The sequence below is a fragment of the Streptomyces sp. NPDC048751 genome, assembly GCF_043198595.1.
GTDB lineage: Bacteria > Actinomycetota > Actinomycetes > Streptomycetales > Streptomycetaceae > Streptomyces.
In genome coordinates, this window is the sequence record NZ_JBICUX010000021.1 from 31,757 (window position 1) to 57,563 (window position 25,807).

Sequence of the window (25,807 nt, forward strand, 5' to 3'; positions counted from 1 at the left end):
CCGCGCCCTCCGTTGTCAGACCGGCCCCCTACTATGCCTGGTGTCCGCGGTGACTTGTGGCGCGGGTAGGGTGCCTGGACTTCGAGGGCCCGGTGTGGTGCTGGAACACCGGCGAGTTGTGAACAAAACGGGGGGATGGAGTGATGGCTTCCGGAACGCGCGTGCCGTCCCGTGAACGGTCGCGGAGGCGGGGAGCCTCGGCGCCCCGGCCGGAGCCGGAGCAGCGGTCGTCGGCGCCGGGCGCGCTCCATCTGAGAACGCGTTCGGGGCAGACCGGAGTGTTCCGGTTGCAACGCCTTGTCCTGCTGGAGATCGCGGCCGCCGCCCTGCTGGTCGGCTGGGTGATCGACCCGGTGGCCCTGATCGTGGCGGGCGTCGTCGCGGCCGTCCTGGTGCTCGCCGCCTTCGTCCGCCGCCGCGGCCGCTCCCTCCCGGAGTGGTTCGGTACGGCGCGGGCGTTGCGGGCACGGCAGCGCCGTGCCGCCAATACGCCGATACCGCCCGGGACGGAGCCGGGGTTCGCGCCGGCCGTGGAGTGCGACCCGAGCCTGCGGACGTACACCTATGCGAGCCGTGACCGGCGGCCCATCGGCATCGTCGGGGACGGCACGTTCGTCACCGCCGTCCTCCAGGTCGAGGCCGACGCGACCGCGCTGCGCGCCGAGCGCAACCGGCAGCCGCTGCCGCTCGCCCTGGTGCACGACGCCCTCGAAGTGGACGGAATCCGCCTGGAGTCGGCGCAGGTCGTACTGCACACGCAGCCCGCGCCCGCGCTCCATCTGCCCCAGCAGTCGGTCGCCGTCTCCAACTACGCGCCGTTGCAGGAGCAGACGGGTGCGCCGGCGGTGCGCATCACCTGGATCGCGCTGAAGCTCGACCCCGAGCTGTGTCCGGAGGCCGTGGCCGCGCGTGGCGGCGGTCTCGTCGGGGCGCAGAAGTGCGTCGTGCGTGCCGCCGACCATCTCGCGAGCCGGCTGACCGGGGCCGGGTTCCGCGTCACCGTCCTCGACGAGGAGGAACTGACCACCGCGATCGCCACCTCGGCCAGCGCCAACCCGCTGGTGACGGCGGAGGCCGGACGTACGGAGGCGCGGGAGCGGCGGACCGAGGAGTCGGGCCGCAGTTGGCGCTGCGACAACCGGCGGCACACCACGTACTGGATACGCCGCTGGCCCACCCTGGGCGGTCGGCGGGCACCGTCGCTGCCGCAGTTCCTCGCCCTGGTCACCGCCGTCCCCGCGCTCGCCACCACCTTCAGCCTCACGCTCGCGCGCGGGGAGCGCCAGGAGGTCTCCCTGTGCGGCCATCTGCGGGTGACCGGGCGCAGTGACGACGAACTCGTCGCGGCCCGGCGTGCGGTGCAGGCGGCGGCACGCCACGCCGGTGCGGGGCTCGCCCGTCTCGACCGGGAACAGGTGCCCGGCATGCTCGCCACTCTCCCCCTCGGAGGGGCCCGATGACACCGACGAACACCCGGACGGCACGCACGACACGGGCGGCGGCCGCCGCTCCCGGCGAGCCGCAGACCTCCGGTGACGGGCGGGCACGCGAACTGCTGCGCAGAGGCTTCGGCCTGCTCGGCCCCCGACACGGACGCCACTCCGTGCCCCTGGACCAACTGGACGCGCTCGCGCTGCCCATCGGGGACGACGGTGTCGTCGTCGGGGTGGACGCGGAGGGGCGCCCCGCGGTGCTGGGCCTCAACCGGCCGACGCCGTACGACGTCGTCCTCATCGGTGGTCTGTGGACCGCGCAGGTCATCGCCCTCAGAGCGGCGGCGACGGGAGCGCGTGTCGCCGTGGAGACGGGGCGGCCGCAGGCCTGGATGCAGATGGTGCACGCCATGGGCGGCGGACAGAACGGCCTGGCCGTGTACGACGTGGGCCGGGTGCCGCCGCAGGGCACGTCGGCGGGAACTCCGGTGCTGGTGGTGCGGGACTGCGGTATGCGGCCTCCGCGCGGGCGGGTCGTCTCCGGGCCGTGGCAGTCGGTGTTGACGCTGCTGCCGTATCTCAGTCCCCTGGCGCCGCGGCTCGTACGGCAGGCGCGGCTGGTCGGCGTGCAGCGGATCTCGCCGGACGAGGCCGCGGAGCTGGGCCGCACCATGGCGTTGCCCCGGGCCGAGGTCGAGGCGTTGCCCACGCTCTCCGACGGGCTCACGCTCTGGTGTGCGGACCGTGACCGGCAGTACGTGTTGACCCAACCCACGGACGCCGAGATCGGATTGTTGGGTATGCCGCGACGGATGGACTGAATCGGCGTTTTCCTGCCTGGAATTGGGCAAGCGTTGTTGTTTCGTTCATTTTTCTGCGTGACGCCGTAGTCGCTATCGGTTGGTTTGTTCGCCAATGGGGCGGCCGTGTGCGGCACTTCTGAGGGGTGCGCGACGTCATGGGTGGGCGCTGGTGAGCGGACGGGCCTGCCGAGGTGGGGCGCGTGATGATTAGGCTGGGAGGGGGCGCCGTGCCAGAACCCGTGGACCGGGCGTCGGCGTCCCAGGGGGAGAGCCGGTGGATCGGACGACCTCGAACGACAAAGGACGACAAGTAATGGTCGCCCCGGCACGGCATGAGGGTGCTCGACCACACCAGGAGGAATTGTGAGCAGCGATCGGGACGGGATCCGCGGGGGCTGGGCCACACCCGGCGATGACCAGACCGACGCGGACTCCGCCGTCGAGGCGACGGGGGAGTTCACCATCGACTACGCGCCGCCCGCCTGGTACACGCAGAACGCGGGTGACGGGTCGGGGACAGGTGCGGGTGCCGGCGGCGGCTCGGGCGCGGGCCCGGGTTCAGGTTCGGGTTCGGGTTCCGGGGTGGCTCCTGGGGCTCCGTTCGCGCCTCCTGGGCCGTCGGCTCAGGGGACTGGAGGTCCGTACCCTCCGCAGGTTCCGGCTCCGGCTCCGGGTGTGCCCTTCACGCCGCCCGCGCCGCCCACGCCTTCGACCGGGGGTCCGGTCGAGGGGCAGCCTCAGGGGCAGTGGGCGCCGCCGCCGGTGCCTCCGGCCGACCCTGCGGGGCAGGGGGCCGCGCCGTCGCACACGGGTGCTCAGGCTTCGCCCTCCGATGCCGAGGAGGCTGGTTCCGGGAACGGGGATCTGGAGAGCGGCGCCACCATGCGGTTCTCCGCCGTCGCCTTGAAGCAGGAGATCGCGGAGCGGGCGGCTGCGGCCGACGGCGCCGATGCTTCGGCGGCCGGCGCCGCGGAGAACTCGGAGGATCCGGCTGGTACGGCTGACACGGCGGCCCCGGCCGAGGAGACGGACGCGGGTGCGTCCGCGGACTCCTCGGGTTCCCTGGGCGCCGACAGCGACGACGCCTCTTCCGTAGGGGCGGAGATCGGCGAGCCCGGTGCGCCCGGTGCGCCCGGTGCGCCCGGGGTAGGCGACGGCTCGGAGGACCCGGCGGCTTCGGCGGCCGAGGGTGAGTCCGACGACGTCGACTCTCAGGAAGTCACTGCCGGTGACGCGGGTACTGACGGCGCCGTGTCCCAGGGCGACGATGTCACCGCATCCGAGGAGGAGGGCGGGGCTGCCGACACCCCTGCGCCTGAGGCCGAGGCCGAGGTTTCGGACCATGTGGCCCCGACCGCTGAGGCCGCAGACGCGGTGGCGCCCGTGGCCGAGCCTGCCGGCGAGGCCCCGCAGGACGGTTCCGCCCCGGCCGCGGCCGCCGCACCGCAGGGTGCGCCGCCCACTGCCTGGGCTCCCCCGCCCGCCCCGCAGAGCGGAGTGCCGCCGCTGCCACCGTCGTACCAGCCTGCTGCCCCCGCACCGGCCGCGCAGTGGCCCGCACAGCCGCAGCCCGGGAACCCGGCGACTCCGGGGCACCCTCAGGCCCAGTCGCCCCTGCCGCCGCAGCAGCCGTCCGCCCACCCACAGGCTCCGCAGCCCGCACCGCCCGCCTGGAACCCGGCGGCCGCGCAGAACCCGGAGTCCGCGGCGGCCCAGCAGCCCGGCACCCCGCCCCAGGCACCCCAGCAGCCGTACACCGCGCCCGCACCGGCACCCAACCCCCAGGCTCAGCCCCAGGGCCCGGGCGGTTACGGCTTCCCCCAGCCGCCCGCACCCCAGGCACAGCCCGGCCGGCCCGGCTACGGCTTCCCCCACCCCGGTGCCCCCGATGCGCAGGCCTGGCCCGGCGCCCAGCAGACTCCCGCGCCCCCCGCGCCCAACGCACCCGGTGGCTACGGCTTCCCGCACCCCAGCGCCCCCGCGCCCATGCCGCCCACCGCGCCCCACGCGCCGAACGCACCCCACGCGCCGAGCGGCTACGGCTTCCCGCAGCCTCACGCGCCACAACCCGGACCCACCCCTCCCGCCCAGCCGGGCGGCTACGGCTTCCCCCAGCCCCCTGCCCAGCAGGGACTGCCGGGACAGCCGGGGCACCCAGGGCAGCCGCAGCCCGACGGCGCTCCCCCGGCTGCCGCCCCGCACGGAGTCCCGCAGCCGCCCGAGCACGCTGGTCAGCACCCGCAGGGAGCGGCGCCGCACCCACAGCAGCCCATCGACCCCCGCGCCGGGGCCGCATGGCCGCAGCCGATGCAGCACGACCAGCGGCAGCCGACCAACCCCGGTGCCGCGCCGCTCGGTTACACCGCTGCCGTGGAGCTGTCCTCCGACCGGCTGCTCAACAACAGGAAGCAGAAGGCGAAGAGCGGGCGTCCGGCGTCCGCGTCCTCCCGGTTCAAGATCGGAGGGAAGAAGGAGGAGGCCGAGCGGCAGCGGAAGTTGGAGCTGATCCGGACCCCGGTGCTCTCCTGCTACCGCATCGCCGTGATCAGCCTCAAGGGCGGCGTCGGCAAGACGACCACGACGACCGCGCTGGGCTCCACCCTCGCCATAGAGCGGCAGGACAAGATCCTCGCCATCGACGCCAACCCCGACGCCGGCACGCTCGGCCGCCGGGTGCGGCGCGAGACCGGGGCCACCATCCGTGACCTGGTGCAGGCGATCCCGTACCTGCACTCGTACATGGACATCCGGCGCTTCACCTCCCAGGCCCCCTCCGGGCTGGAGATCATCGCCAACGACGTCGACCCGGCCGTGTCGACGACCTTCAACGACGAGGACTACCGGCGCGCGATCGAGGTGCTCGGCAAGCAGTACCCGGTCATCCTCACCGACTCGGGCACCGGCCTGCTCTACAGCGCCATGCGCGGTGTGCTCGACCTCGCCGACCAGCTGATCATCATCTCGACACCGTCGGTGGACGGTGCGAGCAGCGCCAGTACGACGCTGGACTGGCTCTCCGCGCACGGGTACGCCGGACTCGTCTCGCGCTCCATCACCGTGATCTCCGGTGTGCGCGAGACCGGCAAGATGATCAAGGTCGAGGACATCGTGTCGCACTTCGAGACACGGTGCCGGGGCGTCGTCGTCGTGCCCTTCGACGAGCATCTCTCCGCCGGTGCGGAGGTCGACCTCGACATGATGCGCCCGAAGGTGCGGGAGGCGTACTTCAACCTCGCGGCGATGGTCGCGGAGGACTTCGTACGCCACCAGCAGTCGCACGGCCTGTGGACCTCGGACGGCAACCCGCCCCCCGTGGCCGCCCCGCCGATGCCCGGCCCGGACCAGCAGATGCCCGGCCAGTACGCGGGCCAGCCGTACCCCGGCCCGTACCCGGGCCAGCCCGGCCCCGGCCAGCCGATCCCCGGACAGCCGTTCCCGGGACACCCCGCCCCGGGCCAGCAGATGCCGGGCCAGCCGGTCCCCGGACAGCAGCACCCCGGTCAGCCCGGCGCCTACCCCCAGCCCCCGCACCAGGGCCAGCCGTACGCCCCGGGCCAGCCCTACCCGCAGCCCGGACAGGTCCCACCGGCGCAGGCCCACCCGGGACAGGCCCAGCCCGGCCAGTTCCCCCCGGGGCAGGCCCCCGCCCAGCCGGGCCAGCCCTACCCGCACCCGGGCCAGCCCCACCCGCAGCAGCAAGGCCACCCGGGCCAGCCGGTTCAGCCCGGCTACCCCGCCGCCTACGGCTACCCCCAGGCCCCCCAGGCCCCGGCCCCGGCCCCAGAAGCACCGCAGGCCCCCCAACCCCCGCACCCCGACGGCCAGACCCCTCCCCCGCCCCCGCCCCCTCAGCAGTAACCCGCGGGCGCCTCACGGCAGAACAAAAGGGCGGCCGGTGCCTCCAAGGCACCGGCCGCCCTCCGCCGTCGTACAGCCGAACTCGCCGTCGTACAGCCGTCGCTACTGTCGTACAGCCGTCGGCTACTCCGCCGCGGCCACCAACTCCCTGCACCGCTTCACGTCTTCAGCCATCTGCTCCAGCAGAGCCTCCAACGTCTCGAACCGTGCCTGCCCCCGCACGAACGCCAGGAAGTCGACGGCGACATGCAGCCCGTACAGGTCGAGACCCACCCGGTCGATGGCGTACGCCTCGACCGTGCGCTCCGTGCCGTCGAACTGCGGATTCGTGCCGACGGAGATCGCGGCCGGCATCGCCTCGCCGCCCGCGTGCAGCCAGCCGGCGTAGACGCCGTCGGCGGGGATGGCGGTGTGGGGCAGGGTCTCGACGTTGGCGGTCGGGAAGCCCAGTTCGCGGCCCCGCTGGGCGCCGCGTACGACCACGCCCTCCACCCGGTGCGGCCGGCCGAGGATCTCCCCGGCGCCCGCGACGTCGCCCTCGGCGACCAGGCGCCGGGTCAGGGTCGAGGAGAAGGGCTCGCCGCCGCCCGCCTCGCCGGTGACGTACAGGTCGACGACCTCGACCTCGTAGTCGTAGACCTTGCCGAGTTCGGTGAGGAACTCGACGTTGCCGGCGGCCTTGTGGCCGAAGCGGAAGTTGGGGCCCTCGACGACCGCCTTGGCGTGCAGCTTGTCGACGAGGACCTTGACGACGAAGTCGGCCGGCGACAGCTTCGAGAACTCGGTCGTGAAGGGGAGGATCAGCACCGCGTCGACGCCGAGGTCCGCCATCAGTTCGGCGCGGCGGTGGTGCGGGGCCAGCAGCGGCGGGTGGCTGCCGGGCCGGACGACCTCGCTGGGATGCGGGTCGAAGGTGACGACCACCGAGGGAACGCCCAGCTCACGCGCTCGGTCCACCGCGTGCTGGATGATCAGCTGGTGCCCGCGGTGCACCCCGTCGTAGGAGCCGATGGTGACGACGCTGCGCCCCCAGTCCTGGGGGATCTCCTCCAAGCCACGCCAGCGCTGCACTGTGACCGCTCCTCGAACCCTTGTCCGTAGTTACCTTCGACCTCTTACGCAGGTCTAAGGGTGCCATGCCGCGTGCTGTCGGCCCGCATCGGCATGTGTCCTGTGACGGGGCGCACGCGACGGGCCGGTCTCCAGCGGGGACTCGCACCCCGCCAGACTCTCGATCGTCCGCCGTGTGCTGGGCCCGACCACCACGGCCCAGTCCGCGGGAGCGCCGTTCAGCCAGCCGGCCATCAGCGCGGCGAAGCCGGGGACGGTACGGCTCAGGTCGACGAGGGCGCGGTCGAAACGGGTCGCGCCGTCCGGGGTGCGGACGAGACGCAGGCCGACGCGGCGCACGACGTCACGCAGGCCCGTGCCGCCGTGCCGGACAGCGGCGTCCAGCAAAGCGTTCAGGACGGCGGGGGCGTGTTCCCGGCCCAGGAGGAACTCGCGAAGTTCATGGCGCAGGGACGGGCAGTCCGGGGCCCCGGCGCTGCCGGGGGCGGCGAGGACCGCGGCCAGCGCGACCCGCACCCGCTCCGGGCCGCCGCCGTCGAGCAGGCCGGTGACCAGCGGACGGAGGACGGTCCGCGCGGTCGGTCCGTGGTCGAGGTCGAGGCGGCGGTCGACGTACGCGGCCACGTGGTCGGCGACCTCCGGCCGCTCCCGCACCGCCTCGCGGACCAGGGCGGCGACCGGGCGGGCGAGGTCGGGTGTGGTGGCGTCGGCGAGCGTGCGCAGGGTCTCGCCGGTGTCCGGTCCTCGGCGCAGCCGGGCCAGGAAGGCGTCCAGGACCGGCTCGGGACGGGTGTGCAGCGCGGCGGCCGGCGCGCTCGGCGGGAACTGCGGATCCCCGGTGGCGAAACGCTCCAGCGCCCGCTGGAGGTGGGTGTCCCTGGTGTGCGGGTCCCGTACGAGGAGGGCGAGCGCGCCGCCGTGCAGGGTGCAGTCGGCGGGGCGGGCGATCAGGGAGAGGGCGGCGCGGCGCAGCAGCTCGCGGTCGGCCTCGGTGCGTACGTGGGCGGCGGCCAGCAGCCCGTACTCCACCGCTGTCGTCCTCCGGTACGGCCGCTCGTCGCGCACCCATCGGTCGACGGCCCGGCAGATCGCGGACGGCTCCTCCTCGGCGAGGACGGCGAGCAGCTCGTCGGCACGCCGGTGGGCACGGTCGGCGAGGACTTCGGTGAGATCGTCGATCGCCCGGTGCCGGTGCGTGTGCAGCAGGGCCTGCGCGGCCGTGGCGACGGTGGCGTGCGGGGTCGCGGGCAGGGGCCGCTCGTCGTCGAACCAGCGCGTCAGGTACGGCTGTACGGCCTTGGCGTCGGCGGCGAGGAACCGTGCGGCCGCGTCGAGGTAGCGGGGAGTGTCGGTGTCCTGCGGGGCCGGGTCGGCGAGGACGAGTCGGCGCAGCAGGTCGAAGCGGCGGTCCTGCGGGAGGCGCAGCTCGCTCCAGAAGACGGGGCCGAACTCCTCGGGCACGTGCTGCCCGCGCTGTCGCCAGGCGACGACACGGTCGGCGAGGAGGCGCAGCACGGCGGTGTACGGCGTCGCGTCGGCCACGCGCAGCAGGGTGCGGGAGAGCAGGCGGGCGGCCCACCAGGAGTGCGGGTCGGCGTCCAGGGCGTGCACCAGGTCGGCAAGGCGGGAGGCGAGTCGGCGCTCACCGTGCTGACGGGCCAGGAGGAGCAGGGACTCGACGACGGGGCCGATGCGGTGGTGCGGGACGGGGAGGGGGTGCCGCGTGCCCTCCTGGGTACGGCGGTGGACCAGGGCGTGCAGGGCCTCGTCCAGGTCGAGGTGGATGCCCTGGATCCAGTCGGCGAGTTCCTCGTGGGCGAAGCGGTAGCCGCCGCCCGCGGGGACGACGAGGCCCTCGGTGAGGGCGGCCGAGGCCCATCCGGTGCCGCCGAGGCGGGCCGGGGCGGGGCCCCACGGGAACAGCGACTCGAACGTCTCGCGGTCCAGTTCGCCCTGTCCGGGGCCGAGGCTGCGCCGGGCTGCCTCGTGGATCTGGCCGGAGACCTTCGCCGCCAGCCGGCGGACGGCCGTACCGCGCAGGCCGCCGTCCGCGGCCAGCCGCACCGCGATGCGCAGGCACACCAGGTCCAGGTAGGCCGCGAAGACGTCGTCGCGGTCGAGCGGGGGGAAGGGGGCGTCGGGGAGCGCGGCGCGGATCTCGGCGAGGAGGCGGAGGGTGAGGGGGTGACGGGCGTCGCTGTCGCGGAGGCTGCCGTCCGGGATGCGGTAGCGCGCACGGGCCTGGGCGGCTTCCGGGTCCCACAGGTCGCCGAGGCGGACGCAGGGCGGGAGCAGCCGAGGAGGGTTGTCGCCCCCGCCGCCCCTGCCCGTCCCGTCCCCGGGGGCTGTGCCCCCGGACCCCCCTTCGGCCTGAACGGCCTCGTCCTCAAGCGCCGGACGGGCTGGAATGTCACCCGGCGCCTCAGAGGTGTCCCCCCGATACAGCACCTCCGCCGGGAACCCCGCCTCCTCCCAGTACTCCTCCCCGCTCGCCACCACCAACCGCGCCCCCGTCTCCCCCAGCCACCTCACCGTGCCCCGCGTCCACGCGCCGAGCCGAGGCGCCAGCGCCGGAGGCATCTCCTCCGGTCCGTCGAGCAGCAGAAGCAGGGGGCGCCCGGCGGCACGGGCCGGCCGGGCCAGCAGCTCCGGTGCGACGTCGCCCGGCACCACCGGGGAGGCCGGTGCGGAGGAGGCCACGATGCGCGCCGCCCGGTGCAGGGCCCGGTGTGCCGCGTCCGCCAGGGACTCGTCGTCCTCCCTCAGGTCGGCGCCGCGCAGCCACAGGGTGGGGGCGGGGTCGGGGCCCCGGTGGCGGCGGGCGGCGAGGGCCGCGAGTTCCGTCGTACGGCCGCTGCCGGGTGGGCCGACGAGGCCGAGGACGGCGTACGGGCTCCGGGTGAAGGCCGCGAACTCGCGGGCGAGGCCGGTCCGTTCGACCGGCTCGGCCACCGCGACGGTGCCCTCCGTGCCGGTCCGCGGGCCGTCCTGCGCCACGGAGGTGGCCGTCAGTTCCAGGACCCCGGCGAGGTTGAGGTCGGCGCCGTAGGCCGGGACCGTCGCCGCGTTGCGGGCGAGCAGGTCGGCGAGCAGGCCGGGCCATGCGGTGGAGGTGTCCCCGGGCCGGGCGAGGGCGAGGGCACGGGGGTGCAGGGGGACCGCGAACCCGCAGTCGCGCGCGTCGGACCGCAGCGCGGTGCCGAGGACGCCCAGCACGGCGCCCGTCTGGGCGTCGAGGACCGGTCCCCCGGCGGCTCCGCCGCCCAGCCGCAGCGCGTCCCGGCCGGCCGTGCCGATCGCCAACTCGAGGGCCTCGTCGATGAGATGGGGGTGATCCGTCGCCGTGTACGTCACCGAGGTCGCGCCGAGGACCCGTGCCTCGCGCCAGCAGCCTGCGGCGAGGCGGACGTAGGTGCCGGTCTCGACACGCTCCCGCACGGTGACCGGGAGGGGGGCCACGCCGAGCCCCTCGGTGCGTACGAGGGCCAGTCCCTGGGCGGGCAGCGGGGTGACGTCGGCCGCGGTCACGAGGCAGTGCCGGTCCCCGGCGGCGTGCAGGAGGAGGCGCGGCAGGCCGTCGACGCTCTCGTGGGCGGTGATCACCGTGCCGTGGTGGTCCGCGACGAAGCCCAGGCCGCGGGGGCGGCCTGCCAGGTCGTGGACGCGGACGAGGGCGGCGTCGAGCCCGTCCCACGGCCGCTGTTCCGGCGCGACGCCGGGGCGGCCTGGTTCTCGCGCGGCACTGCTACCGCTCTCAGCCTGATCCACCCATGGGATCCGGCCGCCCTGTTCCGATTCCACCCACGGGATCCGGCCGCCCCTTTCCTCTTCCACCCACCGGAACCGGTCCAGCGCGGCCCGTTCCGCCATGGTCCTGCCTCCCCGCCGTACACGCGTGCCCTGTGTTCGACCGTAGGCGTGGCGTGATCGGCGGGACAGATCATGCGGCGAACGCGCCCCCGTGCACTCCCTCGGTTCACTCCGAGCGCCTGCCCGGACGGGTGAATGAACGGCGGCCGCTGGATAACCCTAGGGGTGGGGGAACCGAGGGGGGACCGTGGAGCGGCGACAGTGGAGGACCCCGTGATCGCCGCTCCACGGGCGGACCGGGCCCCGGGTGCCTGCCTCAGCCGAAGACGGCCAGGCTCTTCGCCTTGCCCTTGTGCTCCTCCACGAGCGCGAGGAAGCGTCCCTCGGGGTCGTAGACGGCCACGGCTCCGCCGCCCGCGTACTCCTCGGGCATCTCCAGCCGTACTCCGTTGAGGAGCAGCCGGGCGCGCTTGGCGTCGACGTCCCAGCGAGGGAACGCGGCCGCGGCCGCCTCGGCGATCGGCATCACCGTCAGCTCCTGCTGCAGTTGGTCCAGCGTCCTGGCGGAGTCCAGCTTGTAGGGGCCGACGCGGGTGCGGCGCAGGGCGGTGAGGTGCCCGCCGACGCCGAGGTCGGCGCCGAGGTCGCGGGCGAGGGCGCGGATGTACGTGCCGGAGGAGCAGACCACCGACACCACCAGGTCCAGGACGGGGGTGCCGTCCTCGGCGACGGCGTCACGGACGTCGTACACCGCGAAGGACGAGACGGTGACGGGCCGGGCGGGGATGTCGAAGTCCTCGCCGTCACGGGCCCGCTTGTACGAGCGCACGCCGTTGATCTTGATGGCGCTGACCTTGGACGGCACCTGCATGATGGCGCCGGTCAGCTTGGCGATGCCGGCGTCGATGGCGTCGCGGGTGACCTGGGAGGCGTCCACCGACGCCGTGATCTCGCCCTCGGCGTCGTCGGTGAGGGTGGTCTGTCCGAGGCGGACGGTCCCCAGGTACTCCTTCTCGGTCAGGGCGAGGTGTCCGAGGAGCTTCGTCGCCTTCTCGACGCCGAGGACGAGGACGCCCGTGGCCATCGGGTCGAGGGTGCCGGCGTGGCCGACGCGGCGGGTTCTGGCGATGCCCCGCATCTTGGCGACGACGTCGTGCGAAGTGAAGCCCGACGGCTTGTCGACGATGACAAGGCCGTCGGGCGGGGTGGGCTTCTGGGTCATTCGGCGGTGTCGTCCTCGTCTTCGCCCGGCTTCTTGTACGGGTCCGCCTCGCCGGCGTAGGTGGCGCCGGCCGAGACCTCGCGCACCTTCTCGTCGGACTGGCGCGCCTTGTCGAGGAGGTCCTCGATGGTCCGGGCGGTGTCGGGCAGCGCGTCGGCGACGAAGGTCAGCGTGGGTGTGAACTTCACGCCCGCCGCCGCGCCGACCGCGGAGCGCAGGACGCCCTTGGCGCTCTCCAGTCCGGCGGCCGCCGCCTGCCGCTCCTCCTCGTCCCCGTACACGGTGTAGAAGACGGTCGCCTCCCGCAGATCACCCGTGACCCGGGTGTCCGTGATGGTGACGTGCGAGCCGAGCCGCGGGTCCTTGATCCCGCGCTGCAGCTTCTGGGCCACTACTTCCCGGATGAGGTCCGCCAGCCTCTTGGCCCGCGCGTTGTCGGCCACTGGTCCGTCTCCCGTTCTTTCCTGTCTGGGTCGTTCTCTGGGGTCGTCAGTCGTCTTCGCCGTGGAAGCGCCGCCTGACGGACAGCAACTCCACCTCGGGGCGCCCGGCGACCAGCCGTTCGCACCGGTCGAGCACGTCGGTCAGGTGCCCCGCGTCGCCGGACACCAGCGCGAGGCCGATGGCGGCCCTGCGGTGGAGGTCCATGTGATCCACCTCGGCCGCGCTCACCGCGTACTTGCGCTGGAGCTCGGCGACGATGGGGCGGACGACGGAGCGCTTCTCCTTCAGCGACCGTACGTCGCCGAGGAGCAGGTCGAAGGACAGCGTCCCCACATACATGTGTGTAACCGGTTCACCCGCCGGTACGGGATCGATGGCCCCGCCATCCACGCGGCGGGGACATCAGAACCGTACAACGAACGGCCGGGGCCGATCGACGGAGTTTACTCTCCGTCGACCGGCCCCGGACCGGACCGTCTCAGAAACGGAAGCCCGAACGCTTACACGCGCGGCTTCTCCCGCATCTCGTACGTCGCGATGACGTCGTCGATCTTGATGTCGTTGAAGTTGCCGAGGTTGATACCACCCTCGAACCCTTCGCGGATCTCGGTGACGTCGTCCTTGAAGCGGCGCAGACCGGAGATGGTGAGGCTCTCCGCGACCACCTTGCCGTCGCGGATGAGGCGCGCCTTGGTGTTGCGCTTGACCTCGCCGGAGCGGACCAGGACACCGGCGATGTTGCCCAGCTTGGACGACTTGAAGACCTCGCGGATCTCCGCCGTGCCGAGCTCGACCTCTTCGTACTCCGGCTTGAGCATGCCCTTGAGGGCCGCCTCGATCTCCTCGATCGCCTGGTAGATGACCGAGTAGTAGCGGACGTCCACGCCTTCGCGCTCGGCCATCTGCGCGGCACGACCGGCCGCACGGACGTTGAAGCCGATCACGATGGCGTCCGAGCCCATCGCCAGGTCGATGTCCGACTCCGTGACCGCACCGACGCCGCGGTGCAGGACGCGGATGTCGACCTCTTCGCCGACGTCCAGCTGGAGCAGGGAGGACTCGAGGGCCTCGACGGAACCAGAAGCGTCACCCTTGATGATGAGGTTGAGCTGCTGGACCTCGCCGGCCTTGAGCACCTTGTCCAGGTCCTCGAGGGAGACGCGACGCGTGCGCTTGGCGAAGGCCGCGTTGCGCTCGCGGGCGGCACGCTTCTCGGCGATCTGACGGGCCGTACGGTCCTCGTCGACCACCAGGAAGTTGTCACCCGCACCCGGGACGTTGGTCAGGCCCAGGACCTGGACCGGCGTCGACGGGCCCGCCTCGGCGACGTTGTTGCCGTTGTCGTCGAGCATGGCGCGCACACGACCGTAGGCGTCGCCCACGACCATCGTGTCGCCGACCCGCAGCGTGCCGCGCTGGACGAGGACCGTCGCCACGGCACCACGGCCGCGGTCGAGACGGGACTCGATCGAGATGCCCTGCGCGTCCTGGTGCGGGTTGGCCCGCAGGTCGAGCGAGGCGTCGGCGGTGAGGACAACGGCCTCCAGCAGGGAGTCGATGTGCAGACCCTGCTTGGCGGAGATGTCGACGAACATGGTGTCGCCGCCGTACTCCTCGGCCACCAGCCCGTACTCGGTGAGCTGGCCGCGCACCTTGGTCGGGTCGGCACCCTCGACGTCGATCTTGTTGACCGCGACGACGATCGGGACCTCGGCCGCCTTGGCGTGGTTGAGCGCCTCGACCGTCTGCGGCATGACGCCGTCGTTGGCCGCGACGACCAGGATCGCGATGTCCGTCGACCGGGCACCACGGGCACGCATGGCGGTGAACGCCTCGTGACCCGGGGTGTCGATGAAGGTGATCGCGCGGTCCTCTTCGTTGACCTGGGTCGAGACCTGGTAGGCACCGATGTGCTGGGTGATGCCGCCGGCCTCGCCCGCGATGACGTTCGTCTTGCGGATGGCGTCGAGCAGTCGGGTCTTACCGTGGTCGACGTGACCCATGACGGTGACGACCGGCGGACGGACCACCAGGTCCTCGTCGTCGCCCTCGTCCTCGCCGAACTCGATGTCGAAGGACTCGAGCAGCTCGCGGTCCTCCTCCTCGGGGCTGACGATCTGAACCGTGTAGTTCATCTCGCCGGCGAGGAGCTGCAGCGTCTCGTCGGAGACGGACTGCGTGGCCGTGACCATCTCGCCGAGGTTCATCATGACCGCGACGAGCGACGCCGGGTTGGCGTTGATCTTCTCCGCGAAGTCGGTGAGGGACGCACCGCGCGACAGGCGAATGGCTTCGCCGTTGCCGCGAGGCAGCATCACGCCGCCGACCGACGGGGCCTGCATGGCCTCGTACTCCTGGCGCCTCTGCCGCTTCGACTTGCGGCCACGACGCGCGGGACCGCCGGGACGACCGAAGGCGCCCTGCGTGCCACCACGGCCACCCGGACCACCGGGACGACCGCCGAAGCCGGGACGGCCACCGCCGCCACCCGCGGGACCACCGGGACGACCGGCGAAACCGCCGCCACCGCCACCGGGACCGCCGGGACGACCGGCGAAGCCGCCGCCGCCACCGCCACCGGGACGACCGGCGAAGCCGCCGCCGCCACCCGGACGACCGCCGCCGCCACCGGGACGACCGCCGCCGCCGGGACCGCGGCCGCCGGGGCCACCGCCGCCGGGACGCGGGCCGGCAGCCGGACGCTGCGGCATCATGCCGGGGTTCGGACGCGGGCCGCCGGGGCCGCCGCCGGGACGGGGGCCGCCCTGCGGACGAGGCATACCACCCGGGGTCGGACGCGAGCCGCCCGGAGCCTGGGGACGGGGACCGCCGCCCTGGCCGCCGGGAGCCTGCGGACGGGGACCGGCGCCTGCGCCGGGAGCGCCACCAGGACCGCCGTGGCCGCCGGGGCGGGGGCCGCCCTGCGGACGAGGCGACTGCGGGCGCGCCATGCCGGCGTTGCCGCCGGAGGTGAAGGGGTTGTTACCCGGACGCGGACCGGACGGACGGGCACCGGGACGCGGCGCCTGGCCACCGGGACGCTGGCCCTGGCCACCGGGACGCTGCTGGCCCTGGCCCTGACCGGGCGCGGCGGGACGACCGCCGGGCTTCGGGGCACCGGGACCGGGACGCGCACCGCCGGGCTTCGGACCGGAGGCGGCCGGGGCCGACGGCGGAGCGGTGAACTCCGGCGCGGCCGGGGCCGGACGCGGCGCGGGCTTGGGGCCCGGACGCGGGCCGGAGGCCGGCGAGGGAGTCGACGCCGGGGCCGACGGGGCCGACGGAGTTGTCGGAGCCGACGGGGCCGACGGAGCCGCGGGCTGCTGGGCAGCCGGAGGCTTGGGGGCGGCCGGCCGCGGGGCAGCCGGACGTGCCGACTGCGCCGGGGAAGGCGCGCCGGGCTTGGGGGCGGCCTTGCGCGGGGCGGGCTTCGCGGCGGACTTGCCGTTGCCACCGCCCTGGAAGGCGTCGGTCAGCTTGCGTACTACAGGCGCTTCGATCGTCGAAGACGCCGAACGGACGAATTCACCGAGTTCCTGGAGCTTGGCCATGACGACCTTGCTCTCCACACCGAACTCCTTGGCGAGTTCGTAGACCCGGACCTTAGCCACTTCGCTCCTTTGAGGTCCGGGTTGCGTCCGGACCGTCGCTAGTTCATGGGCGTACTCATCGCGTACTCATCGAGTGCTCATCGCAATCTCGACCTGCTTTCGACTCGCGAGGTACCAGAACCGCACGGGGGCTTCCGTACGGCACGTCTTACGGTGTTGCCTGCTCGGCAACTGTTGTCTGCTCGATGTGTCGGCGCAACGCCTTTGTGTCGAGCGCTCCCGGGGCGCGCAGTGCCCGCGTGAACGCCCGGCGGCGTACCGCCTGGTCGAGACAGACCAGGGCGGGGTGAACGTACGCACCCCGGCCGGGCAGCGTACCGCGAGGATCAGGGACGCACGCGTCCTCGATCGCCACGATCCGCAGCAGATCGTGCTTGGCCGCTCGCTCCCGGCACCCCACACAGGTGCGCTCAGGGCATGCTCGGGCGTGCGTCCGGCCAGACACTGCTAAGTCTACCTCCCCGCACCGACCTCACCCCTTTGGGGCAGGAATCGAACGGTTGTTGTCGTGATCTAAGCGGGCTGCGGCTTGGATCTATTCCCCCGCCGGTCCGAGCACCCCTACGAGGGCTGCCCGGGCGCCTGCTCGGACGGCTGCTCGGTGTCCGGCCGGATGTCGATCCGCCAGCCGGTCAGACGGGCGGCGAGCCGGGCGTTCTGCCCTTCCTTGCCGATCGCCAGCGACAGCTGGTAGTCCGGCACCGTCACGCGCGCGGAGCGGGCCGCGAGGTCGACGACCTCCACCTTGGACACCCGAGCGGGTGACAGGGCGTTCGCGACCATCTCGGCCGGGTCGTCCGACCAGTCGACGATGTCGATCTTCTCACCGTTCAGCTCGCCCATCACGTTGCGCACCCGCCCGCCCATGGGGCCGATGCAGGCGCCCTTGGCGTTCAGGCCCGAACGGGTGGACCGGACGGCGATCTTCGTACGGTGACCGGCCTCACGGGCGATGGCGGCGATCTCGACGGACCCGTCGGCGATCTCCGGCACCTCCAGCGCGAAGAGCTTCTTCACCAGGTTGGGGTGCGTGCGCGAGAGGGTGACCGACGGTCCCCGCACGCCCTTCGCCACCCGGACGACGTACGACCGAAGCCGCATCCCGTGCTGGTACGTCTCCCCCGGCACCTGCTCCTGCACCGGCAGGATGGCCTCGAGCTTGCCGATGTCGACGAGCACGTTCTTCGGGTCGCGGCCCTGCTGCACCACGCCGGTGACGATGTCGCCCTCACGGCCGGCGTACTCGCCCAGCGTCGCGTCGTCCTCGGCGTCGCGCAGGCGCTGCAGGATCACCTGCTTGGCCGTGGTGGCGGCGATACGGCCGAAGCCGGACGGCGTGTCGTCGAACTCGCGGGGCTCCTGGCCCTCCTCGAGGTCCTCGGGGTCCTCCTTCGCCCACACGGTCACATGTCCGGTCTCCCGGTTGAGCTCCACGCGCGCGTGTCGGCGGCTTCCCTCGGTGCGGTGGTAGGCGATGAGGAGGGCCGACTCGATCGCCTCGACCAGCAGGGGGAAGGAGATCTCCTTCTCCCGTACCAAGCCCCGCAGGGCACTCATGTCGATGTCCACGGCTACGCCTCCTCTTCCTTCTCGTTCTTGTCCTTGCGATTGAACTCGACCTGGACGCGCGCCCTGTCGATGTCCGGGAAGGCGAGTCTGCGGGTCGTGGCCTTGCGGCCCTTGACTCCGGGCACCTCGACGTCGAGCCCGTCGTCGTCGACCTCGATGATCCGGGCGACCAGTTCGCCGCCCTCGACCAGCTGGAACTTCACCAGCCGGTCCGTGGCGCGCACATAGTGCCGGTGCTCCTTGAGGGGGCGCTCCGCGCCCGGCGTGCCGACCTCGAGGGTGTACTCGCCCTCGCCCATCGCGTCCGTCTCGTCGAGCTTCGCCGAGAGCGCGCGGCTCACATCGGCGATCTGGTCCAGGTCCGCACCGGTGTCGGAGTCCACGACGACGCGCAGCACCCGCTTGCGTCCGACGGAGTCCACGGCGATCTCTTCCAGATCGAGGCCCTGGGAGGTGACGAGCGGTTCCAGCAGTTCTCGCAGCCTCTCGCTCTGGGTGGTGCTCATCCGGGTGACTCCTCGGCCGCGTGTGCTGTTGTGGGATGGGTCGCGTGTCAGGTCAAAGGGTATCCGGTCGCGGGGAGTGTTGCCGTCCACCTGTGCACGGGCGGTGCCGGTGCGTGGCGACGGGCGATACCGCGGGTACGGTGATCACGGGCGTGCCGCCCGTCGTGGTCTTTCTTTCGTACGAGTTCCCCGAGGACGTCTGCCGTGCCGTTCCCCTCGCCGTCGCGCACCCCCTCGGGGCCGCGCAGAAGATCCCTGCTCGCCTCGGCCGCCGGGGCCGCCCTGTTCGTGGGCTGCTCCTCCCCCGACGACGACTCCGACAGCGGCACACACACGGGTCCGTCGGCTGCCGAGCGGGCACGCGCGCGTGCGGCCCGGGACAGCGCGGGGCTGGTGGAGCGGTACGACGCGGTGATCACCGTCCATCCGGCGCTGGCGCGGCGACTGCGACCGCTGCGGGCGGAGGCCGTACGGCACAGGGAGGCGTTCGGGGGTGTGGGCGACGGGTCGGGGTCGCCGACAGCCTCTCCGTCGCCCGGGGCGGATGCCGAGGCGTCCCCTTCGGTGTCGCCCATGGCGTCCGTGCCGGGGAACGAAAGCGACGCTCTCGCCGACCTCGCCGCTGCCGAACGGACCCTGGCGGACCGGCGGACCACGGCGCTCGCGACCGTACCGGGCGAACTGGCCCGCCTGCTGGCGTCGGTGGCCGCGGCCGGGGCGGCGCACGCGTATCTGTTGACGGAGAGTGCCGGGTGAGCGGGGCGAACGGCGTCGGGTGAGCGAGGTTCTGCCGGGTGACCGGCGAAGGACCGGTCGAGGTGTGCCCGGGTGACCGGGGCGTACGGCGTGGAGGCGTGGAGCTGATGGAGGGTGTCGGGTGAGCGAGGCGAAGGACGGGGAGCTGCGGGCGTTGCAGGCGGCGCTCGCGGCGGAGCACGCGGCCGTGTACGGGTACGGGGTGGTCGGCGGGCGGATCCAGGAGGGGCGGCGCACTGAGGCACGGGCGGCGTACGACGCTCATCGGGCGCGCCGGGACGCGCTGGTGCGCGAGTTGCGCGACCTGGGCGCCACTCCGGTCGCCGCGAGCGCCGGGTACGCGCTCCCCTTCCCCGTGCCGGACTCCGCGGCGGCGGTCCGGCTCGCCGGCGAGCTGGAGGAACGCGTGGCCGGGGTCTACTCGGACCTGGTCCGGGCCACCGGGGACGCGCGGCGCCGTGAGGCGGCCACGGCCCTGCGGGAGGCGGCGGTGCGGGCGGTGCGCTGGCGCGGGGAGAGCGTAGCCTTCCCTGGGCTCGCCGAGCGGGCCGGCAAGGCCACGGCGTCGGCGGCACCGCCGGTGTGAACCGGAGGGACCGGACGGGACCGGACGGAACGGCACGGGACCGGACAGAAAGGGAGCGACTCGCGTATGGCTTTCGAACCGCCGCGGCGTCTGGTGCGGGCGCTCGGCGAGACCGCGCCGGCCGGTGACGACTGGTTGGAGAAGTTGCCCGCGGCGGTCCAACAGGCTGTTGCTCTACGCGAGTTGACCGTGGAGCGGGTACAGGTGCCGGGTGGCCGCAGCAGCCTGGTCGTGCTCGTACGGCGGGCCGACGCGACCCCTGCCGTGCTGAAGCTGGCCCCGCCCCGGGCCCGCCCGGAGAGCGAGCGGGCCGCGCTGGCGCACTGGGACGGCCTGGGCGCCGTACAGCTGATCGAGCCGGTGTCGACCCCGGGTGTGCTGCTCCTGGAGCGGCTGCATCCCGACGTGTCCGTGCGGTCGCTGCCTGAGGCGAAGGCGTTGCTGGAGGCGGCGGGGACGCTGCGCCGGCTGTGGGTGGAGCCGCCGGACGGGCACACCTTCGAGACGGTCGTGGAGCGGACCGGGCGGCAGGCCGAGGCGATGCGGGCGAGCGCGGCGGCCGACGCCGAGGTGGCGCCCCTGGTCGACGCGGCCCTCGCGGCCCGGGAGGAGCTGCTGGCCGCGCCGCCCGAGCACCGGCTGCTGCACGGCACGTTCCGGCAGAGCAAGGTGCTTTCGGGTGAGCGGATGCCGTGGCTGGCCGTGGGCCCCGATCCGGTGGTCGGCGAGTGTGCCTTCGACCTGGCCCGACTGGTCCGGGACCGGGTGGAGGACCTGATCGCCTCGCCCTCCGGCGCCGCGATCACCCGGCGCCGGGTCAAGCGCCTCGCCGAGTCGCTGGACGTGGACCAGGAACGGCTGCGGGGCTGGACGCTGTTCCGCGCCGTGGAGTCCGGGGTGCGGGCCCGGCGGGTCGGGCGGCCGCAGGACGCGGAGCTGCTGCTGGAGTTCGCAGGCTGGTTGTAGGGCGGCTCGGGGGCTGGTTGCAGGGCGGCTCGGGGGTGTCCTGGGTGAGCCGCCGCACGGACAGCGGAGAGGTCAGCGACCGCGGCGGGTGTTGAGCCGGGCGGCCTGGCGTGTCAGGTAGTCGCGTTCGGCGAGGTTGGATGCCTTGTGGGCCGCCTCGGCGTACAGCTGTGCCGCGGTCGTGAGGTCGCCGTCGCGCTCGTGGAGGTAGGCCGCCACCGCGGTGTGGCGGGGCAGTGAGTCGTCCAGCGCGGCGAGCGCCGCCAGGCCGGCGCGCGGTCCGTCGGCCTCGCCGACGGCCACCGCGCGGTTGAGGCGGACTACGGGGCTGTCGTTGAGGCGCGCGAGCTCGTCGTACCACTCGACGATCTGCACCCAGTCGGTCTCCTCGGCGGTGGGCGCGTCGGCGTGGAGTGCCGCGATGGCCGCCTGGGCCTGGAACTCGCCCAGCCGGTCGCGGGCGAGGGCCGCCTGCAGGATCTCGACGCCCTCGGCGATCGACCCGGTGTCCCACCGGCCGCGGTCCTGCTCGGCGAGCGGCACCAGGCTGCCGTCGGGCGCGGTCCGGGTGGCGCGTCGGGCGTGGTGGAGCAGCATCAGGGCGAGCAGGCCCGCCACCTCGGGGTGGTCGATCTCGGCCGCGAGCTGCCGGGTGAGCCGGATGGCCTCGGCGGCGAGGTCGACGTCCCCGGAGTATCCCTCGTTGAAGACCAGGTAGAGGACGCGCAGCACGGTGGCGACATCGCCGGGCTGGTCGAACCGCACACCGGAGACGGTGCGCTTGGCCCGGCTGATGCGCTGCGCCATCGTCGCCTCGGGGACGAGGTACGCCTGGGCGATCTGGCGGGTGGTGAGCCCGCCGACGGCGCGCAGGGTGAGGGCGACGGCGGAGGACGGGGTGAGCGAGGGGTGGGCGCACAGGAAGTAGAGCTGGAGCGTGTCGTCCACGGCGGGCGTGGGGCCGGGTGCCGGTTCCTCCTCGACACGGTCCTCACGGCGGCGGCGTGCGGTGTCCGAGCGGGTCGCGTCGAGGAACTTGCGCCAGGCCGCGGTGACCAGCCAGCCCTTCGGGTCGCGCGGCGGGTCGGACGGCCAGACGCGGACCGCCTCGACCAGCGCGTCCTGGACGGCGTCCTCGGCCGCCGCGAAGTCTGCTCCGCGGCGGACGAGGACGGTCAGCACGCTCGGCGTGAGGCTTCTGAGCAGCGCCTCATCCACCGGCGTGGCAGTCCGTTCCGGTGGGCGACGCGGTGAGGAACGGACGCAGCTCCAGCCACTCGTGGATCGGCTTCCCGCCGGCACCCGGGGCGGCCGACAGCTCGCCGGCCAGTTCGACGGCCCGCTCGTGGCTGTCGACGTCGATGACCATCCATCCGGCGATGAGGTCCTTGGTCTCGGCGAACGGGCCGTCGGTGACGGGCGGGCGCCCCTCACCGTCGTACCGGACCCACTGGCCCTCGGGGGCGAGGGCCTGGCCGTCGACGAACTCGCCGGTCTTCTCGATCCGGGCCGCGAAGTCCTGCATGTACTGCACGTGCGCCGAGATCTCCTCCGGCGTCCACTGGTCCATCGGCACGTTGTTCGCCGGGGCCGGGGCGCCGCGGTAGTGCTTCAGCAGCAGGTACTTGGCCATGGTGTGTCTCCTCGGTGCTGGTGCGACCCATTGTGGCCGCCTTCACCACGGGGACGGAGCCGGTCGCGGGTTCTCGACATCACCGTCGGAAATTTTTTTGGGCAGTCATCGAGACCCCAGTCGGATGGCGAGCGCGGGGCAGTCCGCCGCTGCTCTGCGGGCCCGTTCGACCGCGCGCGCGGGGACCCGGGTGCCGTCGACCAGCGGGTAGCCCCACTCGTCCGGGGTGATGTGGTCGGGGAGCAGTTCCGCGCACAGGCCGTGGCCCTGGCAGGCGGTCCAGTCGATGTCGATGTGCTGGGCCGTGCTCATGACCGGTTCTCCTCGGGGACGGGCAGCGGGGGGGTGGGTCGGTCGCGGTGCAGCGGCCGTGGGCGTCGGCCTCGGCGGCGAAGGTGGTGAGGGCACTGCGCACCAGACGGACCGTGCCGTCGGGGTGATGGCAGGCACCGCGGCCCTCGACGAGGCCGGACCAGCGGGCGAGGTCGGCGCGGACGGTCCCCTGGGGGCCGGGCGTGGCGAGGGTGCGGAAGGCGGTGGCGATCCGGGGCAGGCCGTTGAGGCAGGGGCCGCACTGGCCGGCCGACTGCAGGGCCAGGTAGCGGAGGACGCGGGCGGTCTCGGCGAGGCCGCACCGGCCGCCGGGCAGCGCGGCGAGCACGCCCGCACCCAAGTGCCCTGCGTCGACGGTCAGTCGGGACGCCTCACGGGCCGGGACCCACGTGCCGTGGTAGCCGCCGACGAGGACCGCCGAGGCGCCCTGGAGGGGCAGCAGCCGGGCGATCGGCAGGCCGTAGGGGGCTTCGACGACCCGCGGCTCGTGTCCCGCGACGAGGAGCGTGCACAGGGCGCTGCCCGGCTGGGCCGGGGTCCCGGCCGTGCGGTACCAGTCGGCGCCGTAGCGGGCGATCAGTGCCAGGTGAGCCAGCGTCTCCACGTTCTGCACGAGCGTCGGCGCCCGGCGCACCCCGCGTTCGCGGACCGGCGGGCGCTGGTGCGTGGGCAGGGCGGCGCCGCCGGACACGAAGCGGGCCAGGGCCGACGACTGCCCCGACAGGAACGACTTCGGCAGCCGGACGACCCGCACGGGCAGCGGGTCGCTGCGATGGGCGAGCGCCGACTCCAGGTAGGTCGCGCCGTCCTCCACGGCCAGGTACGCCTCCCCCGCCCCGACCGTCGCGGCGGCCACCTGGAGCCCGTCCAGGACGAGGTGGGGCGAGCGGTGCAGCAGGGTCCGGTCCTTGCGGCTCGCCGGTTCGCCCTCCGCGCCGTTCGCGACGACGACGGGGGCACGGCCGGCCCGGTGCCCGGCGTCCGCGACCGACACGAGCTTGCGGTACGTCGGGAAGGCGGCCCCGCCGCGCCCGGTGAGACCCGAATCGGCGACCGCGCGGAGCACACCGGCGGGGTCGCCGTGGGCCAGGGGGCCGTAGCGCTCGCGGTGGGTCGGGAGGTCGGCCGGGGCCGTGCCGGGGGCGAGGAGTCGGGGGGACATGAAGAGGTCCGGGAAGGTCGCGGTCATCGGCGGGCTCCTTGGGTGGTGCGGAAGCGGGCCTCTTCGGGGGCCCCGGTGCGGGCCTCTTCGGCGATGCGCGGGCGGGCCTCTTCGGAGGCGCGCAGGAGTGCTGCGGGAGTGTGGCGGGAGGCGCGGACGGCGTGGGCGGCGCGCAGCGCGGACGCCGCGACCACGGTCGCCACGCACGCGACGGTCAGCCAGGTCATCCAGTCCGTGCCGGTGTCCGCGCCGAGGTCCGTGCCGATGCCGAGCCCGTGGGCCAGGGCGACGGGCCAGGAGGCGTACGCCAGCCAGTGGACGGCCCGCCAGGTGCGGTGGCCGAGGTGTGCGCGCAGGAGGCTGGTGACCAGGACGGCGAGCATCAGGTCGAGGGAGACCGTGCCGAGGCCGAGCCAGAGCGGCCGGTAGGCGGAGACGAAGGGCACGAGCACGTCGACGAACGTGATGTCGACGTAGCTGTCGACGATCGCGGTGGTGATGTGCAGGGCCAGGAAGGCGGTCGCGGAGAGGGACAGCGTGCGGTGCAGACGCACGGTGCCGAAGCGGGGCAGGCCGGGGATCCGGCCTCCGAGTCTCACCGCGATGCCGAGCAGGACGACGACCGTGAAGAGGACGAGGCAGACGGCACCGGTGGCCCGGTTGGCGTACCAGAGGGTCTCGGAGGTCATGCGGCGGCCTCCAGGGCGGTGCTGGGCCAGCCCGGGGTCGTGACCACCGTCCCGTCGTGCGCCACCAGCCGGGATGGCAGGCCGCGCCGGGTCAGCCACCGCTCCGCCGCCGCGCCCTTGACCAGGGCCGCGGTGCTCGCCGCGTTGGCGTCGGCGCAGGTGGCCGCGGCGACGGACACCGTGCGCCACGGAGAGCGGACGGGCAACCCGGTGCGCGGGTCGACGATGTGGTGCAGGTCGTGTCCGCCGCGCCGCCAGCGGCGGGCCGTCGTACCGGACGTGGCGAGCCCGCCGCCGCGCAGACCGACCGTGGCGTACGGGCCCCGCGCGGGCGTCTCGTCGACGGGACCGGTGACGTCCTGGACGCGGATCTGCCAGCCGCCCGCCGGGGGTTCGCCGGCGACGGAGGTGTCGCCGCCCAGGCTGACCAGGACCCCGCAGCCGGCCGCCGCCGCCAGTGTCCGCGCGGCACGGTCGGCCGCCCATGCCTTCGCCGTGGCGCCCAGATCCAGGCGGATGCCCTCGGGGACGGCGACCGTGCCCGTCGCGGGGTCCAGCCGCACCCGGCGCCAGCCCGGAGCGCGCCGCACCGCCAGCCGCACCGGTCGGTCGTCCTCGCGTACGAGCGTGAAGTCGCGGTCGTAGCCGATCGCGTCCATCGCCGAGCCGACCGTCGGGTCCACGGCACCGTCCGTCGTCTCGGCCGCGCGCAGGGCGACGGCGAGGGCCTCGGCGAGCACGGGGCTGACCCGCACCGGGCGGCCGGCCGTGCCGTCGAGGGCGGCCAGTTCGGAGTCGGTGCGGAAGCGGCTGCACGCCGCGTCGACCTCGGCCAGGTGCCGGGCGAGAAGCAGGTCGCAGGAGTCCAGCAGGGCCGGGTCGGTCACGACGAGGCGGACGCCGGTACCCAGGGCCCGCCCTTCGGTGGCGGCGGTCGTCGTCCTGGTCACGACGCCCCCGAGGTGGAGTCGGCGGAGCCGCCGGAGGGCGAGGTGAGGCCGTGGGAGCCGGCGCCGCTGTCCGAGGACGAGCCCGTGTCGGTGGACGAACCGCTGTCAGAGGACGAGCCGGTGTCGGTGGACGAACCGCTCGACGAGGAGTCCGTGCCGGAGTCCGCGCTGCTGCTGGAGTTGGTCCCGCTGCTCGTCGTCGCGTTCGCGTCCGCCTGCATCGTGCCGACCAGGGCGAACACCCCGGCCACCGCCGCGAGCGTGATCGCCGCCGCGACTGCCGCCGTGCGCCGTGCTCCTCTGCGGACCGCCGCCGCGGCGCCCCGTTCCCTCGTGTTCATGACCGTTCCCCTCCGCAGTGACGCTCTGTCACGCCCTACGCTCGGGGAACGGCCTGAGAGAAGT

Annotated in this window: 21 protein-coding genes and 1 pseudogene; 6 read left to right on the forward strand and 16 right to left on the reverse strand. The window is 73.8% G+C overall.

Features of this window, described 5'->3' with window-relative positions:
* Nucleotides 1–143: 143 nt before the first annotated feature.
* The 3 genes from eccE (at nt 144) to ACGFNV_RS41700 (ending at nt 6,094) form a co-directional block, all read left to right on the forward strand.
* Entirely contained in the window at nt 144–1,460 is a 1,317-nt protein-coding gene (eccE, locus tag ACGFNV_RS41690; RefSeq protein WP_393630261.1) for a type VII secretion protein EccE, read from the forward strand.
* Nucleotides 1,457–2,254 (forward strand): hypothetical protein, encoded by a 798-nt coding sequence (locus tag ACGFNV_RS41695; RefSeq protein WP_393630262.1) that lies wholly within the window; start codon nt 1,457–1,459, stop codon nt 2,252–2,254. Before eccE ends, ACGFNV_RS41695 begins: the two co-directional genes overlap by 4 nt.
* A 345-nt stretch (nt 2,255–2,599) precedes the next feature.
* On the forward strand, nt 2,600–6,094 hold the full coding sequence (locus ACGFNV_RS41700) for an SCO5717 family growth-regulating ATPase (RefSeq protein ID WP_393630264.1): 3,495 nt from the start codon (nt 2,600–2,602) through the stop codon (nt 6,092–6,094).
* 123 nt (nt 6,095–6,217) lie between these two features.
* Here ACGFNV_RS41700 and ACGFNV_RS41705 read toward each other — a convergent pair whose 3' ends face one another.
* The 9 genes from ACGFNV_RS41705 to rimP all read right to left on the reverse strand — a co-directional run bounded on the left by ACGFNV_RS41705 (nt 6,218) and on the right by rimP (nt 18,327).
* Complete coding sequence (locus ACGFNV_RS41705; protein WP_393630266.1) at nt 6,218–7,165, reverse strand: bifunctional riboflavin kinase/FAD synthetase; 948 nt, start codon at nt 7,163–7,165, stop codon at nt 6,218–6,220.
* A 54-nt stretch (nt 7,166–7,219) separates the two neighbouring features.
* Nucleotides 7,220–11,035 (reverse strand): serine protease, encoded by a 3,816-nt coding sequence (locus tag ACGFNV_RS41710; protein WP_393630268.1) that lies wholly within the window; start codon nt 11,033–11,035, stop codon nt 7,220–7,222.
* Nucleotides 11,036–11,291: 256 nt separating this feature from the next.
* Complete coding sequence (truB, locus tag ACGFNV_RS41715; RefSeq protein ID WP_393630270.1) at nt 11,292–12,197, reverse strand: tRNA pseudouridine(55) synthase TruB; 906 nt, start codon at nt 12,195–12,197, stop codon at nt 11,292–11,294.
* Nucleotides 12,194–12,640, reverse strand: coding sequence for a 30S ribosome-binding factor RbfA (gene rbfA, locus ACGFNV_RS41720; RefSeq protein ID WP_393630272.1), 447 nt, complete (start codon nt 12,638–12,640; stop codon nt 12,194–12,196). Before rbfA ends, truB begins: the two co-directional genes overlap by 4 nt.
* 46 nt (nt 12,641–12,686) lie before the next feature.
* On the reverse strand, nt 12,687–12,980 hold the full coding sequence (locus tag ACGFNV_RS41725; RefSeq protein WP_393630274.1) for a DUF503 domain-containing protein: 294 nt from the start codon (nt 12,978–12,980) through the stop codon (nt 12,687–12,689).
* A 161-nt stretch (nt 12,981–13,141) separates the two neighbouring features.
* Complete coding sequence (gene infB, locus ACGFNV_RS41730) at nt 13,142–16,252, reverse strand: translation initiation factor IF-2 (RefSeq protein ID WP_393630276.1); 3,111 nt, start codon at nt 16,250–16,252, stop codon at nt 13,142–13,144.
* Nucleotides 16,253–16,400: 148 nt separating this feature from the next.
* Nucleotides 16,401–16,697, reverse strand: coding sequence for a YlxR family protein (locus tag ACGFNV_RS41735; RefSeq protein ID WP_393630278.1), 297 nt, complete (start codon nt 16,695–16,697; stop codon nt 16,401–16,403).
* 116 nt (nt 16,698–16,813) lie between these two features.
* Complete coding sequence (nusA, locus tag ACGFNV_RS41740; RefSeq protein ID WP_393630280.1) at nt 16,814–17,821, reverse strand: transcription termination factor NusA; 1,008 nt, start codon at nt 17,819–17,821, stop codon at nt 16,814–16,816.
* A 2-nt stretch (nt 17,822–17,823) separates the two neighbouring features.
* Complete coding sequence (gene rimP / locus ACGFNV_RS41745; protein ID WP_133930324.1) at nt 17,824–18,327, reverse strand: ribosome maturation factor RimP; 504 nt, start codon at nt 18,325–18,327, stop codon at nt 17,824–17,826.
* 204 nt (nt 18,328–18,531) lie between these two features.
* Here rimP and ACGFNV_RS41750 point away from each other — a divergent pair, with 204 nt between their 5' ends.
* From ACGFNV_RS41750 to ACGFNV_RS41760, 3 genes are all read left to right on the forward strand, one after another.
* The gene (locus ACGFNV_RS41750; RefSeq protein WP_393630282.1) at nt 18,532–19,083 is read left to right on the forward strand and encodes a hypothetical protein; all 552 of its coding nucleotides are present in this window, start codon (nt 18,532–18,534) and stop codon (nt 19,081–19,083) included.
* Between the two features lie 121 nt (nt 19,084–19,204).
* Nucleotides 19,205–19,669 carry a ferritin-like domain-containing protein gene (locus ACGFNV_RS41755; RefSeq protein WP_393630284.1) on the forward strand — a complete coding sequence of 155 codons (465 nt, stop codon included), beginning with the start codon at nt 19,205–19,207 and terminating at the stop codon, nt 19,667–19,669.
* A gap of 66 nt (nt 19,670–19,735) precedes the next feature.
* Complete coding sequence (locus tag ACGFNV_RS41760) at nt 19,736–20,635, forward strand: aminoglycoside phosphotransferase family protein (RefSeq protein WP_393630285.1); 900 nt, start codon at nt 19,736–19,738, stop codon at nt 20,633–20,635.
* A 72-nt stretch (nt 20,636–20,707) separates the two neighbouring features.
* Here the strand turns inward: ACGFNV_RS41760 and ACGFNV_RS41765 are convergent, their stop codons facing one another.
* From ACGFNV_RS41765 to ACGFNV_RS41795, 7 genes and pseudogenes are all read right to left on the reverse strand, one after another.
* Nucleotides 20,708–21,853 carry an RNA polymerase sigma factor gene (locus ACGFNV_RS41765; protein WP_393630287.1) on the reverse strand — a complete coding sequence of 382 codons (1,146 nt, stop codon included), beginning with the start codon at nt 21,851–21,853 and terminating at the stop codon, nt 20,708–20,710.
* On the reverse strand, nt 21,846–22,268 hold the full coding sequence (locus ACGFNV_RS41770) for a YciI family protein (RefSeq protein ID WP_393630289.1): 423 nt from the start codon (nt 22,266–22,268) through the stop codon (nt 21,846–21,848). Before ACGFNV_RS41770 ends, ACGFNV_RS41765 begins: the two co-directional genes overlap by 8 nt.
* A 105-nt stretch (nt 22,269–22,373) precedes the next feature.
* A complete protein-coding gene (locus ACGFNV_RS41775; protein ID WP_393630401.1) occupies nt 22,374–22,580 on the reverse strand; it encodes a ferredoxin in 207 nt (68 codons plus the stop codon).
* Between the two features lie 118 nt (nt 22,581–22,698).
* A pseudogene (locus ACGFNV_RS41780) lies at nt 22,699–23,790 on the reverse strand (NADH-ubiquinone oxidoreductase-F iron-sulfur binding region domain-containing protein); the annotation flags it as partial.
* Nucleotides 23,787–24,452, reverse strand: coding sequence for a ferric reductase-like transmembrane domain-containing protein (locus ACGFNV_RS41785; RefSeq protein ID WP_393630291.1), 666 nt, complete (start codon nt 24,450–24,452; stop codon nt 23,787–23,789). The gene ACGFNV_RS41785 and the pseudogene ACGFNV_RS41780, both read right to left, overlap by 4 nt.
* Nucleotides 24,449–25,402, reverse strand: a complete 954-nt coding sequence (locus tag ACGFNV_RS41790; RefSeq protein ID WP_393630293.1) for an FAD:protein FMN transferase — start codon at nt 25,400–25,402, stop codon at nt 24,449–24,451. The genes ACGFNV_RS41785 and ACGFNV_RS41790 overlap by 4 nt, the downstream gene beginning before the upstream one ends.
* Nucleotides 25,399–25,743, reverse strand: coding sequence for a hypothetical protein (locus tag ACGFNV_RS41795; RefSeq protein ID WP_393630294.1), 345 nt, complete (start codon nt 25,741–25,743; stop codon nt 25,399–25,401). Before ACGFNV_RS41795 ends, ACGFNV_RS41790 begins: the two co-directional genes overlap by 4 nt.
* Nucleotides 25,744–25,807: the final 64 nt, after the last annotated feature.

What these genes read in the sequence shown, in the direction of transcription:
- eccE (WP_393630261.1), top strand. Translation starts at nt 144, where the DNA reads ATGGCTTCCGGAACGCGCGTGCCGTCCCGTGAACGGTCGCGGAGGCGG.
- ACGFNV_RS41695 (WP_393630262.1), top strand. Translation starts at nt 1,457, where the DNA reads ATGACACCGACGAACACCCGGACGGCACGCACGACACGGGCGGCGGCC.
- ACGFNV_RS41710 (WP_393630268.1), bottom strand. Translation starts at nt 11,035, where the DNA reads ATGGCGGAACGGGCCGCGCTGGACCGGTTCCGGTGGGTGGAAGAGGAA.
- truB (WP_393630270.1), bottom strand. Translation starts at nt 12,197, where the DNA reads ATGACCCAGAAGCCCACCCCGCCCGACGGCCTTGTCATCGTCGACAAG.
- ACGFNV_RS41725 (WP_393630274.1), bottom strand. Translation starts at nt 12,980, where the DNA reads ATGTATGTGGGGACGCTGTCCTTCGACCTGCTCCTCGGCGACGTACGG.
- rimP (WP_133930324.1), bottom strand. Translation starts at nt 18,327, where the DNA reads ATGAGCACCACCCAGAGCGAGAGGCTGCGAGAACTGCTGGAACCGCTC.
- ACGFNV_RS41760 (WP_393630285.1), top strand. Translation starts at nt 19,736, where the DNA reads ATGGCTTTCGAACCGCCGCGGCGTCTGGTGCGGGCGCTCGGCGAGACC.
- ACGFNV_RS41770 (WP_393630289.1), bottom strand. Translation starts at nt 22,268, where the DNA reads ATGGCCAAGTACCTGCTGCTGAAGCACTACCGCGGCGCCCCGGCCCCG.
- ACGFNV_RS41775 (WP_393630401.1), bottom strand. Translation starts at nt 22,580, where the DNA reads ATGAGCACGGCCCAGCACATCGACATCGACTGGACCGCCTGCCAGGGC.
- ACGFNV_RS41785 (WP_393630291.1), bottom strand. Translation starts at nt 24,452, where the DNA reads ATGACCTCCGAGACCCTCTGGTACGCCAACCGGGCCACCGGTGCCGTC.
- ACGFNV_RS41795 (WP_393630294.1), bottom strand. Translation starts at nt 25,743, where the DNA reads ATGAACACGAGGGAACGGGGCGCCGCGGCGGCGGTCCGCAGAGGAGCA.